14 protein-coding genes are annotated in these 14,292 nt (G+C 35.3%); 12 read left to right on the top strand and 2 right to left on the bottom strand.

All coding sequences use genetic code 11. The annotated features are described in order from the left end of the window. The first annotated feature begins 87 nt into the window (after window positions 1-87). Window positions 88-2,394: a 5'-nucleotidase C-terminal domain-containing protein gene (locus RUH95_RS09695; RefSeq protein WP_313892663.1), complete on the top strand. Its 2,307-nt coding sequence runs from the start codon at window positions 88-90 to the stop codon at window positions 2,392-2,394. A gap of 47 nt (window positions 2,395-2,441) precedes the next feature. Here the strand turns inward: RUH95_RS09695 and menC are convergent, their stop codons facing one another. Both menC and RUH95_RS09685 read right to left on the bottom strand, forming a co-directional pair. Further along, a complete protein-coding gene (gene menC, locus RUH95_RS09690; RefSeq protein WP_313892662.1) occupies window positions 2,442-3,551 on the bottom strand; it encodes an o-succinylbenzoate synthase in 1,110 nt (369 codons plus the stop codon). Between the two features lie 88 nt (window positions 3,552-3,639). After that, window positions 3,640-3,807, bottom strand: a complete 168-nt coding sequence (locus RUH95_RS09685; protein ID WP_313892661.1) for a hypothetical protein — start codon at window positions 3,805-3,807, stop codon at window positions 3,640-3,642. 214 nt (window positions 3,808-4,021) lie between these two features. Here RUH95_RS09685 and RUH95_RS09680 point away from each other — a divergent pair, with 214 nt between their 5' ends. The 11 genes from RUH95_RS09680 to RUH95_RS09630 all read left to right on the top strand — a co-directional run bounded on the left by RUH95_RS09680 (window position 4,022) and on the right by RUH95_RS09630 (window position 14,292). Further along, complete coding sequence (locus tag RUH95_RS09680) at window positions 4,022-4,198, top strand: hypothetical protein (RefSeq protein WP_313892660.1); 177 nt, start codon at window positions 4,022-4,024, stop codon at window positions 4,196-4,198. A 242-nt stretch (window positions 4,199-4,440) separates the two neighbouring features. Continuing rightward, window positions 4,441-4,686, top strand: a complete 246-nt coding sequence (locus RUH95_RS09675) for a hypothetical protein (RefSeq protein WP_313892659.1) — start codon at window positions 4,441-4,443, stop codon at window positions 4,684-4,686. Between the two features lie 108 nt (window positions 4,687-4,794). Next, window positions 4,795-5,220 carry a VOC family protein gene (locus RUH95_RS09670; RefSeq protein ID WP_313892658.1) on the top strand — a complete coding sequence of 142 codons (426 nt, stop codon included), beginning with the start codon at window positions 4,795-4,797 and terminating at the stop codon, window positions 5,218-5,220. 150 nt (window positions 5,221-5,370) lie between these two features. Beyond that, window positions 5,371-6,534 (top strand): aminotransferase class I/II-fold pyridoxal phosphate-dependent enzyme, encoded by a 1,164-nt coding sequence (locus RUH95_RS09665; protein WP_313892657.1) that lies wholly within the window; start codon window positions 5,371-5,373, stop codon window positions 6,532-6,534. A 114-nt stretch (window positions 6,535-6,648) separates the two neighbouring features. Next, complete coding sequence (locus RUH95_RS09660; RefSeq protein WP_313892656.1) at window positions 6,649-7,722, top strand: hypothetical protein; 1,074 nt, start codon at window positions 6,649-6,651, stop codon at window positions 7,720-7,722. Between the two features lie 264 nt (window positions 7,723-7,986). Then, window positions 7,987-8,985, top strand: coding sequence for an ABC transporter ATP-binding protein (locus RUH95_RS09655; RefSeq protein WP_313892655.1), 999 nt, complete (start codon window positions 7,987-7,989; stop codon window positions 8,983-8,985). Then, entirely contained in the window at window positions 8,975-9,973 is a 999-nt protein-coding gene (locus tag RUH95_RS09650) for an ABC transporter ATP-binding protein (protein WP_313892654.1), read from the top strand. The genes RUH95_RS09655 and RUH95_RS09650 overlap by 11 nt, the downstream gene beginning before the upstream one ends. After that, entirely contained in the window at window positions 9,970-10,782 is an 813-nt protein-coding gene (locus RUH95_RS09645; RefSeq protein WP_313892653.1) for an IclR family transcriptional regulator, read from the top strand. Before RUH95_RS09650 ends, RUH95_RS09645 begins: the two co-directional genes overlap by 4 nt. A gap of 11 nt (window positions 10,783-10,793) precedes the next feature. Further along, window positions 10,794-12,386, top strand: coding sequence for an ABC transporter substrate-binding protein (locus tag RUH95_RS09640; RefSeq protein WP_397469491.1), 1,593 nt, complete (start codon window positions 10,794-10,796; stop codon window positions 12,384-12,386). Window positions 12,387-12,457: 71 nt separating this feature from the next. After that, window positions 12,458-13,390 carry a nickel ABC transporter permease gene (gene nikB, locus RUH95_RS09635; protein WP_313892652.1) on the top strand — a complete coding sequence of 311 codons (933 nt, stop codon included), beginning with the start codon at window positions 12,458-12,460 and terminating at the stop codon, window positions 13,388-13,390. After that, window positions 13,390-14,292 (top strand): ABC transporter permease, encoded by a 903-nt coding sequence (locus tag RUH95_RS09630; RefSeq protein ID WP_313892651.1) that lies wholly within the window; start codon window positions 13,390-13,392, stop codon window positions 14,290-14,292. The genes nikB and RUH95_RS09630 overlap by 1 nt, the downstream gene beginning before the upstream one ends.

The following is a 14,292-nucleotide window of genomic DNA, read 5'->3' as shown; positions in this document are numbered from 1 at the left end:
AAAAACTAGGGTAAGTTGGAAATAGTGAGTAATTATGAAACTAGTATGAGTTTTATAATGATTCAAACATCAACTAGGAGGTAAGATATGAAGAATAGTAAGTTAAAAAAGTCAGCTGCAGCTGCAATAATTGCAACATCACTATTTTCTGCAACAAGTGTTTCTTTCGCAAATAGTTCACTACAAGAGGTAGTAGACAATGCGAGAAAAGATATCAAGCATGCATCTTATACCTATGTAACTCCTGCACAATCTGGAAAACTAGCTACAAGTACAGAGTTGTACTCTATACTCAACACTGCAAAAGCAAATTATCAAAAAGCAAAAGACGAAATCGTAAAATCGGATGCTAAAAATAAAGATATTCTACTGAAAAATTTAGATCAGTTATACAATGAAAGAGTTACAAAAGGCCTTATTCCTTATATTGATGCATATAACTATGCAGACAAATATTTAGATCCAATTATGAAAGAACTTGATGAAGCAATTGCAAGTAAAGACTGGGCTAAAATAGAAACAGCTTATCATAAACTATCTGGTCAATTACGCGAGCGAACTGCTATTTTATATCGTTTTACTGGTAAAGATGCACGTGAGCTTTTATTAGCGCAATATAAAAAGCCAGCAGATCTAAAAAGAGATGCACTAGCAATTCCAGTAACTATTTATATGAATGCGAATAAAGCAGCAGCACTTTTTGAAGCAGGTAAAAAAGAAGAGGCAATGGCGATTGTAACAGCAATGAAGCCTTTATATGACCAGTTGCCGAGCGAATTTAATGAACTAAAAGCATATGTAGAAAACTTAGTTCAAGTAGCTTTGAACACTGACTTCTCTTTATCATTAATGCATGTGAATGATACACATGCCCGTACAGCAGAAGCACCGAAACGTTTAACTGCGATTAAAGCAGTTAGAGCTGTAAAACCATCCGCATTATTAATCGATGCTGGGGATGTGTTCTCAGGTACTTTGTATTTCAATGAATTCAAAGGGCAAGCAGATGTAGCTTTAATGAAATTAATGGGTTATGACGTAATGACATTTGGAAACCATGAATTCGATCTTGGTGCAAGTCCAGAAGGGCATAAAGCATTAAAAGAATTCATCGAAAAATCGAATTTCCCACTTGTGAGTTCAAATGTTGATTTTTCAAAAGATGCTAATTTACAAGGACTATTTAATGTAAATGTATCTACAGATCCAAAAGATGGACAAATTTATAGTGGCATCATTAAAGAAGTTGATGGCCAAAAAGTTGGATTATTCGGTCTTACTACAGCTGAAACAGTTGATATTGCAAGCCCACAAGACGTTACATTCTCTGACTACATTGTAGCTGCTCAAAAAATGGTAGATGAGTTCGAAAAACAAGGGGTAAATAAAGTTGTAGCTGTAACACATATTGGCTACGATGATAATCCCGCATATGATAACGATCTAGTATTAGCAGCAGCGGTAAACGGAATTGATGTAATCGTAGGTGGGCATAGCCATACGAAATTAGAAAAACCGGTTGTTGTAGACAAAGACAGCAAAGGTGCTAAGAAAGACCCAACTGTAATTGTACAAGCGTTTCAGTATAGTGAATTTTTAGGTACCCTGGATGTTCAGTTCGATAAAGAAGGAAAAGTTATCGGGCATACTGGTGCATTAATTCCATTGAAAGATCAAAAAGAAGATCCAGCAGCAGTTGAAGTATTGAAAAATTACAAAGAAAAAGTTGCAGAAATTAACGACCAAGAGATTGGTATTGTCCTAGAAGCAGCACTTGAATTTCCACGTACAGAAGGCGATGATACAAAACCAAGTGTACGTAAAAATGAAACAGTACTAGGGAATATTATTACAGATGGAATGTTAGCAAAAGCAAAAACGTACAACGATAAAGTTATTATGGCATTCCAAAATGGTGGCGGAATTCGTGCTGGAATTGATGCTGGTCCAATTACCGTAGGCGAAGTAATTACTGTACTTCCTTTCGGAAATACACTAGCGACAATGGAGTTAACAGGGGCAGAGCTAAAAGCTGCTTTTGAAATTAGTTTGAAAGAGTATCCAAAAGAGAATGGTGGATTCCTACATGTTGCAGGAGCAAAAATAGAATTTGATTCTTCTAAGGCTGCTGGACAACGTGTTGTTTCTATTAAATACAAAGCGGCAGATGGTAACTTTGTAGAATTAAATGATACAGAAAAATATGTTGTAGCTACAAATGCTTTTACTGCTGTTCAAGGCGGAGACGGTTATGATTTATTCAAAAAGGCATATGCAGAAGGTCGTGTTACAGACCTTGGTTTATCAGATTGGGAAAACCTTCAAGAGCAACTGAAATCAATGAAAACGATTAAAAATGAAACTGAAGGTAGAATTGTAGACGTTAAAAAATAAAAACATGGCCCAGTCTTGAACTCCAAGACTGGGCCTATTTTCTATACTTATGCTTTAAACTGAAATTGGTCTACTGTATAACGATCCATTGCTTCTAAATTGGGTTCATACCCAATTCCATAAGCAGTTGGAACAGTAATATATCCATTTTCCGCAACTACTTCTGGAATAATTATGTCCTCTTCCCAATAACGAGAAGAACCCGAGGTATCCCCTGGAAGGATAAAATTAGGTAATGTAGTAAGTGCGACATTATGAGCTCTGCCAATACCAGACTCTAACATTCCACCACACCAAACAGGAATCCTATTTTCCATGCAAAAATCATGAATTTTTTTCGCTTCGGTTAAACCGCCAACACGCCCAATTTTTATGTTAATTATTTTCGTGCTGCCAAGTTCAAATGCTTTTCGAGCATCTTCTAATGAATGAATACTCTCATCTAAGCAAATAGGAGTTAGTAATTCTTTTTGCAGTTTAGCATGATCAATAATATCATCTGAAGCAAGCGGTTGTTCAATCATTGTCAGATTAAATTCATCTAACTGTTTCAATAAATCAATATCTTCTAGTGTATAGGCAGAGTTTGCATCCGCCATAAGTGGAACAGTAGGAAATGCCTGACGCAATGCTCGAATAACTTCTACATCATGACCTGGCTTAATTTTGACTTTCATTCGTTTATATCCTTCTTCTATATAACCACGTACTAACTCTATTAAATCATCTATTGTATTTTGAATACCGATACTAATCCCGACTTCGATTTTTTCGGCTGTGCCACCGAGTGCTTCGGCAAGCGTTAATTTATTTCTTTTTGCATATACATCCCAAATTGCACCTTCAAGCGAAGCCTTTGCCATATTATTTTTGCGAATGGGTGCGAACAGTTTGCTTATTTCGTCAGGATGATTTATTTCTTTTTTCAATACAAGAGGTATTAAGAAATCACGCAGCATATGTAGACTTGTTTCTTGTGTTTCTTCATTGTACCAAGGGGATTGAAATGCAGTAGATTCTCCCCAGCCTGTATTGCCGAGCTCATCTTTTACTTCTATTAATGAAAATTCTTTCTCTTGAAACGATCCAAAACTAGTTGTAAAAGGAGATTTCATCATCATCTTCATTTTACGTATATTCACTTCTTTGATTATCATTTAATTGCTCCTCATTTTAAACTGGACGTATTTCTTCTATTGTATCTAATAAATGAACATAAAAAAACCCACAAAAGTGGGTTTGGATTTAGTGAAAACTTTTTGGTGGCTCCTCGGATTTAGAAGAATCCTTTTTCTTTTTGTCATTTTCCTCTAATGGAACAGGAGCACCTTCGTCGATCATATTAAGGGAAGCAATAAAATCTAAATCGTGTCGTTTAGCCATTTCTTCTGGATCGACATTATTTGGATGCATGAAAATCTCCTCCTTTTCTATTATTATACTAAATGTTCTGAATACTGTACATGAAAATGCAAAAATAAAATTTTGAACATCTAAACACGCTCAAAATGGAATTTTGGATAGAAATAGGACACGAAAACGTTATTATGTTAAATTACTCTGAATTCTGACATTTGAAATTACTCTACGGCTATTTAAAATAAAAGATAATAAGAGGAGGCGGAAAATGGATATCGCAGATTTTATCGAAGGCATGACCCAAAGTTTGCAAAAAGTAGAGGAATCAGTTGAGAATATCGAGCTCCATAAGCATGCAAGTAAAACTGAACAGCACCAAGTGATGCAAGCCGTACTAGAACTAAGTGAAAGAATTAAACAAATCGAAGCCCATATACGAGAATAAAATGATTGCTTTCCAAAATGTAACTCCTTTATGGAAGGTACTAAACAGTATGGAACACGTTATAATAATTGAACAAGAGTGAATCGGGCAGAGAGAAAACAAGCATTACAAAATGTAAGACAAGAAATGTCTGAGGAATTCCAAAACGAAAGACAAGGAATGTCCAAGAATTCCAAACTGCACGACAAGAAATAGCACAAAAATTCGGAAAAGCGAAAAAAGAAACAAAACAAGAATTCCAAGTGGTAAGACAAGAAATAAAACAAGAAATCCAATCACTAAAACAAGAAATGAACGGAAGATTCGATACTGTGGAAAGTAGACTAGATAATGTTGAAAATACATTTAAAAGTCTAGGAGAAATGTTCGAACATACGTTAACGCTACAACAGGGATCTCACGAAAAACTGTCTAAAACAATACATTATTACTCACATAAAATAGCTGAGCATGATCAGGAGATATTTTTGATTAATAATCAGCAGTAATAGCTTATCTCAAATGAAAATGTTGGCTTGCACGAGGCATGAAATGATACAATAACAGTGACATTCATTATTGAATGAATAACATTACGCATATGAGGAGTGTATTAAATGGCTATTAATGTTTACCTTAATTTTAATGGGAATTGTCGTGAGGCAGCAGAATTTTACGCAGAGGTTTTTGGAGTGGACAAACCACAAATTATGACTTTTGGTGAGTCACCACAAGATCCGAGTTATACTCTACCAGAGGAAGCAAAAGATTTAGTCATGCATACGCGCTTAAGTATTGGTGGAAGTAATGTCATGTTCTCTGACACTTTTCCTGGTTCTCCTTTTATCGCAGGAAATAATATAAGCCTTGCTTTCGTTAGCAAAAACGAAGAAGAAGTGCGATCTGCTTTTGAGGCGATTAAAGAAGGCGGAAAAGTTGGAATGGAATTACAAGAAACATTTTGGAGCAAATGTTATGGATCTTTAAAGGACAAGTTTGGTATTGAATGGCAATTTAGTCATGAAGGCGAAGAAATGATGTAATTATAAATGAAATGGGCCGTCTAACATATATTGTTAGTAGGCTCTTTTTATTATTTTCAGAAAATTACAAAATGTATATATACAAGAACGCTAGCATTATATAACATATGTAATAGCAGTACATTTAAAGATGGAAGAGGGAAGAGATACATGTCTCGAAGTTTAAATCGATATGCACAAGCTTTAAAAGTACCGGGGACTCGTCAGTTTTCTAATCAATTAGTAAATTTCCCAAAAGCTATTAATTTAACGCTTGGTCAACCAGATTTTCCAACACCAGAATCTGTAAAGTTTGCTGGAATACATGCAATCGAACAAAACTTAACTAGCTATTCACATAATGCAGGAATAGTACAATTAAGAGCAGCTGTGAATACTTTTTTTTCAAATAAATACGGATTTTCCTATCATCCTGAAAATGAAATATTGATTACAAATGGTGCTAGCGAAGGAATCGATTCCGTATTTCGAACGATTTTAGAAGAAGGCGACGAGGTTATTCTACCAGGGCCTATTTATTCTGGCTATGTACCAATTATTGAACTATGTGGTGGAAAAGTAGTTTACTTGGATACGACAGATACGAACTTTCAACCGACAGCAGAAAGACTGGAAGGCCTCATCACGGAAAAGACCAAGGCAATATTATTTAATAATCCATCCAACCCAACTGGTGTAGTCATTCAAAAAGAAACGATGGATCAGCTAGTTCAAGTGTTAGCGAATAAAGATCTTTATATTATTACAGATGAAATTTACAGTGAAAATACCTTCAATGGGGAACATAATTCATTCGCTACTTATAAACAATTAAGAGATAAATTGTTTTTCATTCATGGTGTATCGAAGTCTCATTCGATGACTGGGTGGCGAATTGGATTTTTAATGGGGCCAGCGAATATTATGCAGTTTGTTATTCGAGTGCACGCATATAATTCAATTTGTGCGAACTTGCCAGCTCAGTATGCAGCAATCGAAGCATTAACAAATGCAAAAGATACACCGGCTAAAATGAATGTAGAATATATAAAAAGACGGGATTATGTATATAGTCGAATTGTTAATATGGGACTTCCTGTAGTAAAGCCGAATGGTGCGTTTTATATTTTTCCTTCTATAGAAAAGTACGGCATAAATTCTTTTGATTTTGCAACAAAGCTTCTTCATGAAGGTGGAGTGGCAGTAATTCCAGGTAGTGCTTTTACCTTATTAGGCGAAGGTTATATTAGGATATCCTATGCATACGCAATGCCAGTTTTAGAGAAAGGAATGGATCTATTAGAGGACTTTATAAAATCTTTACATAATTCATAAAGTTTTCAAAAAAAAGCGTTGAGTTCTATTAAACTTTAAACTAAAATAGAAGTAATTTACATCTTTTTATAACTTTACTAAAGTAATATATTACTTAATGGAATGGGGATTACTATGAAGAAAATTATTTCATATTCATTGGCTATTGGAATTATGGGTTCAACATTATTTGTACCTTTTAGTACTACTTCTGCAGCAGCATTATCAAAAGCAGAAGAAGCTGTGAAGACTGCTGAAGGTTATGCAGGAGCTTTAAAATGGCAAATTTCATATGAAAATACGAAAGCGATTAAAACGCCAGATATGAAAATATTCAATGAAACAAAGTCTGCTTATTTACAAGCAAAAAAAGAGGTTTCATCTGCTAGTGCGGCTGAAAAACAAAAGTTAGAAAAAAGATTAGCAGATAATGTTGGGCTTCATTATGACCGGACAATGGGATATATTGACGCTATAACTTCTGGTAATAAAATTGTAGCTTTGACGAAGACTTTTGAACAACAATATGCAGAAGATCCAACTTCGGATGTTGCAGAGAAATCATACCATGCATTATCTGCTGAAATTAGAAAACAAGCGAAGCTATTATACAAAGTGTATGGCAAAACGACGCGTGATGCTTTCCTTGCTACATATAAAGCGCCTGCGGAAATTTTGTTGAATGGAGCAAAATATACAATATCTGCAAAAGGTGATTTGAATAAACTAGATGCGCTTATCGCGAAAAAAGCAGCTCCAGAAGCAATTGAAAAGCAAGTAAATCAGTTATTTGATTCTTTAGATATGATTGTAGAAGATGATATTTACTATGTGCTTTTTGATAAGTACGGTGTTGCTATTCGAAAAGATGCTAATTTTGCCGAACAAGAAAAAGAAATTAAGCAGTTTTTCATTACTGCAAATGGTTTGTACAATAGTGAAAATGTAGATGGATCGTTTGAACTGTATGATCCAGAGTTTCCTGATTACGATTTTGTAAAAGAACAAATGAAGGAAGGATTTGCAGAATTTGATTTGAAGTTTGAGCTTGTTGATTCAAATGTATATTCGATTTTAGATGGATATGCGTTTGTAGAAACGACAGATAAAATAACAGAAGCTGGTTATTCTGAAACAGTTACGACTGTATATTTATTGAAAAAAGTAGATGGTAAGTGGAAATATGCCGATGTTTTAGATTTATACTAATATTTTATGTTATGAATAGTAAAAAGTTAAATTAAGCTATCCCAAAAGTCGTAAAAATGACTTTTGGGATAGCTTTTTTTTTAGGAAATATATAAATATATATAGAAAATCGCTGTAGATAGCGGTTAAAGAGTAGAAAAATAGTAACCATTGAGCTGAAAAATAAAAAAACTATTGCTATTAATCTGAAAATTCTTTAGTATATAAAAAAGAATCAATATATGAAATAGCGTTCCACATAATGGAACGATGAGGGGTGACTCGATGGTTTCGAAAGTGATGCATGTAGAGAATCTTCAAGTTGGCATACACGATGAGGATAGAGATATTGCAATTGTGAACGGCATTAGCTTTCATTTAAATAAAGCAGAGACTTTAGGAATTGTTGGAGAATCTGGATGTGGTAAGAGTATGACATCTCTTTCATTGATGGGGCTCCTTCCACCTGGGGTAGTGTGGCAAGACGGGGACATTCAAGTAGGAGACTTACATTTTAAACAATTCAACAACAAAGATTGGAGAAAGGTTCGTGGAAAGAAAGTATCTATGATCTTCCAAGAACCAATGAGTTCTTTAAATCCAGTTTATACAATTGGAAGTCAGATTGTAGAAATGATTTTGAGTCATGAAACAGTATCGAAAAAAGTTGCGAAGTATCGAGCTTTAGAAATGCTGAAATTAGTTGGGATACCTAGACCTGAACAAGTACTGAATGATTATCCGCACCAACTATCAGGTGGGATGAGACAACGTATTATGATTGCAATTGCTTTGGCATGTAATCCAGAAATTTTAATAGCAGATGAGCCTACTACAGCTCTTGATGTAACTATTCAAGCACAAATTTTAGAACTTATGAAAAGCTTACAAGAAAAATTACATATGTCTATCGTATTAATCACTCATGATTTAGGTGTAGTTTCTGAAATGTGTGATCGTGTGATTGTTATGTATGCAGGGGAAATAGTGGAAGAAGCGAATGTTGTAAATTTATTTGATTATCCTAAGCATCCATACACGCAAGGATTAATGGAATCGCTTCCAAACATTTCGGAGCAAAAGGAATATTTGTCATCCATACCAGGAGTCGTTCCTGCACCAGGTAGTATGCCAGAAGGCTGCCGTTTTGCTCCAAGATGTAAAAAGGCATTTGATAAATGCTCGGAAAAGCCTCCACTAATTACAACAACAGACGGGACGCGTGTTCAATGTTGGCTATATGATCCAGAAACAGCATCTGAGGTGATTCATAATGAAGCATGAGGAAACACTATTAAAAGTGGAGAACTTAAAAAAATATTTTCCTATTAAAGGCGGAATTTTAGGGAATAAAACACTTCAACAAGTAAAAGCAGTAGATGATATTTCTTTTGAAGTGAAACGTGGAGAAACTTTTGGCATTGTTGGAGAATCAGGATGTGGAAAAAGTACTGTTGGAAGAACGATTTTAAGATTACTAGAGCCAACAGAAGGCTCTGTATATTTTGAAGGGACAGACCTTGCATCACTAGATAAAAATAGTATGAGACTTATGAGAAAAGATATTCAAATTGTTTTTCAGGACCCATTTGCTTCGTTGAATCCCAGAATGAGAGTATTCGACATTATTGAAGAACCACTTATCAATTTCGGAATGACAAGTAAGGAAGAAAGAGAAAAAAGTGTACTTGAAGTTGCAGAACAAGTTGGTTTGACGGTTAATCAATTAAAACGTTTACCCCATGAATTTTCAGGGGGGCAGCGACAACGAATTGGAATTGCAAGAGCTCTAATATCTAAGCCTAAACTTATTATTGCAGACGAGCCAGTTTCTGCATTGGATGTATCTATTCAGTCACAAGTATTAAATTTAATGCGAGATTTACAAAAAGAGTTTGGATTAACGTATATATTTATTTCCCATGATTTAAGCGTAGTTAAACACTTCTGTGACCGAATAGGTGTTATGTATTTAGGGAAGATGGTTGAGATAGCAGATAAAGATGACCTATACGATAATCCAAATCATCCCTATTCGACAGCCCTATTATCAGCTCTACCAAGTGCACATCCTTTGCAAAAGAAAGAACGTATCATTTTAACGGGAGATGTACCGAGTCCAGCGAATCCACCAAATGGATGTACTTTTCATCCAAGGTGCTTTGCAGCGATGGAAATATGCAAAACGATTAAGCCGACTTTATTGGAAACAAAAGATAATCATTTTGTTTCATGTCACTTGCACGAATCAAAAGATGTGGTGAATGTATGAGTAAAACAATCGAAAAAGGATTTCAATTACTCGAATTATTTACGGAAGAGAAATCTTTTTGGCGACTGGATGAAATATCTACTTTTACACAAATACCCAAGCCAACCGTACACAGACTTTTGAAAACTTTCGTGGATTATGGATTTCTACAAAGATCAGAAATAGAAAAAAATGGAGTATTAGTAGAAGGAGATACTTATTCGTTAGGGCTTAAACTAATGTATTTAGGAAATATTGTTGCTAGTAATTTGGAAATCCGTAATATTTCTCTACCATATATGAAAATACTTCAATCTAAATTCAATGAAGCTATTCAATTAGTTTCAAGAGATAGAGACGAAGGTGTTTATATAGAAAAAGTGGAAAGTACAAGACCTGTTCGTCTATATACCAAAACAGGTAGAAGAGCACCACTTTATGCTGGAGCTTGTACACGAACGTTACTTTCTTATTTACCTGATGACGAAATTACAGAAATTTTAAATCAACCGATGACTTATTATGCAAGTCAAACACCTAAAAAAGTAGAAGATGTCTGGTCTTTTATTCATGAAACAAGAAAAAATGGATATGCGTACAGTGATTCCGAGTTAGAAGAAGGAACGGTATCAATCGCTGCTCCTATTTTTAATAGATTAAATGAAGTGGAATTTTCCATAAGTATTGCTGGATTTTCTAGTTCGCTACCTAAGGAAAGGGTGCAGGAATTTCTCGTGCCACTATGGGAAGCTGCGGCAAGTATTTCTCGGAAGATTGGTTACTCTAATCCGTATCCATATGGATTGACAAATAATGAAATGAAACATTAGGAGGATGGGAAATGAAAAAAATGTTCAAAACAAGATTAGTAGCGATATTAGCCATTTTAATGTTAGTTTTAGCTGCATGTTCGAGTGAAGGTGGTAAGACGACAACCAAAACAGAAGGTGAGTCAAAACCTACTTCTGGAGAAAATCCGGCGGCAAGCAGGGGCAATGAAGTAGTAGTAGGTATTTCAAGTGATCCACAAAGCTGGGATCCAATTGATACATTCCTATTAGATTGGAGTACAGTAGCAAACTCTGTGTTTGAAGGGTTAGTAGAACGTACACTAGATTTGGAGTTAAAACCTGGTTTAGCAGAAAAATGGGAGTACACAGATAACAACACAATCGTATTCACATTACGTCAAGGAATCCAGTTCCATAATGGAGAGCCATTTAATGCGGAAGCAGTAAAATATACATTTGATCGATTATTAGGCGACGAAGGTAAAAAAGGACCTCAATATTCAAACTATACGTCAATTGAATCTGTAGAAGTGAATGATGAATATACAGTAACAATGCATTTGAGTAATGCAGACCCAGTTTTATTAACAAAGCTGGCTGGTTATGGGGCAGTAATCGTTCCTCCAGGATATATTGAAGAAAAAGGCGACGAAAACTTCAATAATAATCCAGTAGGAACTGGTCCATTTAAAATGACAAGTTACAAACGAGATCAAGAAGCAGTACTTGAGAAGAACGAAAACTACTGGAAAGAAGGACTTCCAAAATTAGATAAAGTAACTTTTAAAATAATTCCAGAGCCTTCTACTCGTTTGGCAGAACTACAAACAGGAAAAATTGATATCATGAAACGTGTAGATGTAGCACAAGCAGATACGATAAAAGGTACTGATTTCTTAGAACTAAAAGAGGTAGGAACTCCTACTGTTTATGCATTGAGATTTGACACTGCTAAAGAACCTATGGGAGATGTTAGAGTACGCCAAGCGATTAACTATGCGATCAATAAAGAAGAAATTATTAGCACAATTCTTAATGGATATGCGAAACCAATTAGTACTTTCCAAAGTGAATTGTCATTCGGTAACAATCCAGATTTAAAACCATATCCATATGATCCAGAAAAAGCGAAAGAGTTGTTAAAAGAAGCAGGAGTTGCTGAAGGTACTGCATTAGACTTATTTATCCCTGGTACAGATGGCAACTTTAAAGAAATTGCTCAAGCAGTTTCGTTCTATTTAGAAGAAGTAGGATTAAAAGTTAATATTAACAGTGTAGATGGCACGACTTTAACATCGGATTTAATTCCAAAAGGTGATGCGGGACATATGTATCGCAATGGATGGGGCGGATGGACGTTAGACTTTGATAATACAGCATATTTAATGTATTACGAAGGTGAACTATGGAATCCATCATTTAAAGACGAAAAAGTGGAAGAGCTATTAAGAGCGCAACGTGCATCAGTGGACCAAACTGAACGTGCGGCAATCTTTAAGCAATTAACGGAGTTACTTTACGAATTAGCACCGGAAGTAAATCTATATCAAGCAGTAGATTTATACGGCGTTAATAAACGTTTGAAAAACTTCCAACCACCAAACGAAGATCGTATGCGTTTAGAAGAAGTTACGGTCGAATAAAAGCAATATTTAAGAGATAGTATGAACATCTCATACTATCTCTTTCTTTTAAAAGGGGACGGTGGATAAGTATGTTAACTTATGTTATTCGAAGATTACTCCATACTGTATTGGTTGTATTTGCAATCTCACTTATTGTTTTCTTTGCTATTCGTTTAACTGGGGATCCTGTTTCCGTGATGTTTGGTGCAGGTGAGCCGACAAGAGAAGCAATTGAAGAAATAACTAAAAACTTAGGCTTAGATAAACCGTTGTACATACAGTATGGACTATTTTTAAAAGGTGTAGTGACGTTGGATTTTGGAACATCCTATAGAAGCGGAATGCCCGTTACAGATTTAATATTTGAGCGAATTGGTGCAACATTAGCTTTAGCATTAGGTGGAATTGTAGTAGCAATTCTTATTGCATTTCCAGTAGGTATCATATCGGCAGTTAGAAGAGGGACTCCTATAGATTTCTTCGGAAGAATATTTTCTTTAATTGGTATTTCATTTCCGAACTTTTGGTTAGGAATTATGCTTATTTTAGTATTTGCAGTGACACTAAAATGGTTACCTTCCTCCGGATTTGATGGTTTTTCTTCATTAATTTTGCCATCCATTACGCTTGGAATGATTTTATCGGGTATATTGGCGAGATTAGTTCGTTCGTCGATGCTTGAAGTGATGAATCAGCAATATATTGCAACGGCCAAGTCGAAAGGTATTAGTTCATGGGCAGTTATTATAAAGCATGCATTTCGAAATGCACTATTACCAACAATTACTTTTTTAGGTTTGCAATTCGGTTCTTTGCTAGGTGGAGCAGTTATTATCGAGCAAGTTTTTGCATGGCCTGGTGTTGGAAGACTTATTATTGATGCGATTAATCAACGAGATTATCCTGTTATCCAGGGTGGCGTTATATTTTTAGCAATTATCATGGTAGTAGTCAATTTAATCGTAGATTTAAGTTATTCCATTATTGATCCACGTATTAAAACTGGAAAGGGGAGTAACTAATGACAGTTGCAGTAAAAGAAAAATCATTAGCTCAACCTAAAAAGTCTTTTTGGAAAAGATTCACAAGATTTATCAAAAAGAATCCAGCAGGTTTTATCGGAATATTTTTAGTTTCAATTAGTGTGGGATGTGCTATTTTTGCACCATGGCTAACATCATTTGATCCGGGTAAAGCAAGTTTAGTTTCAAGACTAACGCCCCCTTCCTGGTCAGATCCAACGGGAGAATCTACTTTCTTTTTAGGTGCTGATCAGCTAGGAAGGGACTTGTTCACACGAATATTATACGGTGCAAGAATTTCGTTAATGGTCGGCTTTTTCGGAGTATTAATCTCCCTTGTTATCGGTACAATTTTAGGATTAGTTTCAGGGTATTTTGGGAAGTGGTTAGATGATTTTATCATGCGAGTTGCTGATATCCAATTAGCATTTCCGTTTATCTTATTTGCAATCGTTGTTATGAGTATTTTGGGTACTGGTATTTGGAAAATCATAATTATTTTAGGAATAACGTATTGGGTAGGTTTTGCGAGACTTATACGAGGGCAAGTAATTGCATTGAAAGAGCAAGAGTTTATTCATGCTGCAAAAGCAATTGGTGGTACGAATTTTACGGTTATTAGGAAGCATATTTTACCGAATGTACTTTCTTCTATTTTTGTATTAGGAACGATGTATATTGCAGAGTTTATATTATTAGAAGCATCGTTAACATTTCTAGGCTTAGGGGTAGATCCAACGATTCCTTCTTGGGGAGGAATGCTAGCAGATAGTCGAAATTATATTACGACTGCTTGGTGGACTGCTGTATTTCCCGGAGTAGCTGTTATGTTTACTGTTTTAGGATTTAATTTACTAGGTGACTGGTTACGCGATCGTTTCGATCCAAATATGAAAATGTAG

It is taken from the genome of Psychrobacillus sp. (genome assembly GCF_032154225.1).
Taxonomy (GTDB): Bacteria; Bacillota; Bacilli; order Bacillales_A; family Planococcaceae; genus Psychrobacillus.
The sequence above is the reverse complement of the archived record's forward strand: the minus strand, read 5'-3'. Positions and strand labels throughout refer to the sequence as shown.

What these genes read in the sequence shown, in the direction of transcription:
- RUH95_RS09695 (WP_313892663.1), top strand. Translation starts at nt 88, where the DNA reads ATGAAGAATAGTAAGTTAAAAAAGTCAGCTGCAGCTGCAATAATTGCA.
- menC (WP_313892662.1), bottom strand. Translation starts at nt 3,551, where the DNA reads ATGATAATCAAAGAAGTGAATATACGTAAAATGAAGATGATGATGAAA.
- RUH95_RS09685 (WP_313892661.1), bottom strand. Translation starts at nt 3,807, where the DNA reads ATGCATCCAAATAATGTCGATCCAGAAGAAATGGCTAAACGACACGAT.
- RUH95_RS09680 (WP_313892660.1), top strand. Translation starts at nt 4,022, where the DNA reads ATGGATATCGCAGATTTTATCGAAGGCATGACCCAAAGTTTGCAAAAA.
- RUH95_RS09670 (WP_313892658.1), top strand. Translation starts at nt 4,795, where the DNA reads ATGGCTATTAATGTTTACCTTAATTTTAATGGGAATTGTCGTGAGGCA.
- RUH95_RS09665 (WP_313892657.1), top strand. Translation starts at nt 5,371, where the DNA reads ATGTCTCGAAGTTTAAATCGATATGCACAAGCTTTAAAAGTACCGGGG.
- RUH95_RS09660 (WP_313892656.1), top strand. Translation starts at nt 6,649, where the DNA reads ATGAAGAAAATTATTTCATATTCATTGGCTATTGGAATTATGGGTTCA.
- RUH95_RS09655 (WP_313892655.1), top strand. Translation starts at nt 7,987, where the DNA reads ATGGTTTCGAAAGTGATGCATGTAGAGAATCTTCAAGTTGGCATACAC.
- RUH95_RS09650 (WP_313892654.1), top strand. Translation starts at nt 8,975, where the DNA reads ATGAAGCATGAGGAAACACTATTAAAAGTGGAGAACTTAAAAAAATAT.
- RUH95_RS09645 (WP_313892653.1), top strand. Translation starts at nt 9,970, where the DNA reads ATGAGTAAAACAATCGAAAAAGGATTTCAATTACTCGAATTATTTACG.
- RUH95_RS09640 (WP_397469491.1), top strand. Translation starts at nt 10,794, where the DNA reads ATGAAAAAAATGTTCAAAACAAGATTAGTAGCGATATTAGCCATTTTA.
- nikB (WP_313892652.1), top strand. Translation starts at nt 12,458, where the DNA reads ATGTTAACTTATGTTATTCGAAGATTACTCCATACTGTATTGGTTGTA.
- RUH95_RS09630 (WP_313892651.1), top strand. Translation starts at nt 13,390, where the DNA reads ATGACAGTTGCAGTAAAAGAAAAATCATTAGCTCAACCTAAAAAGTCT.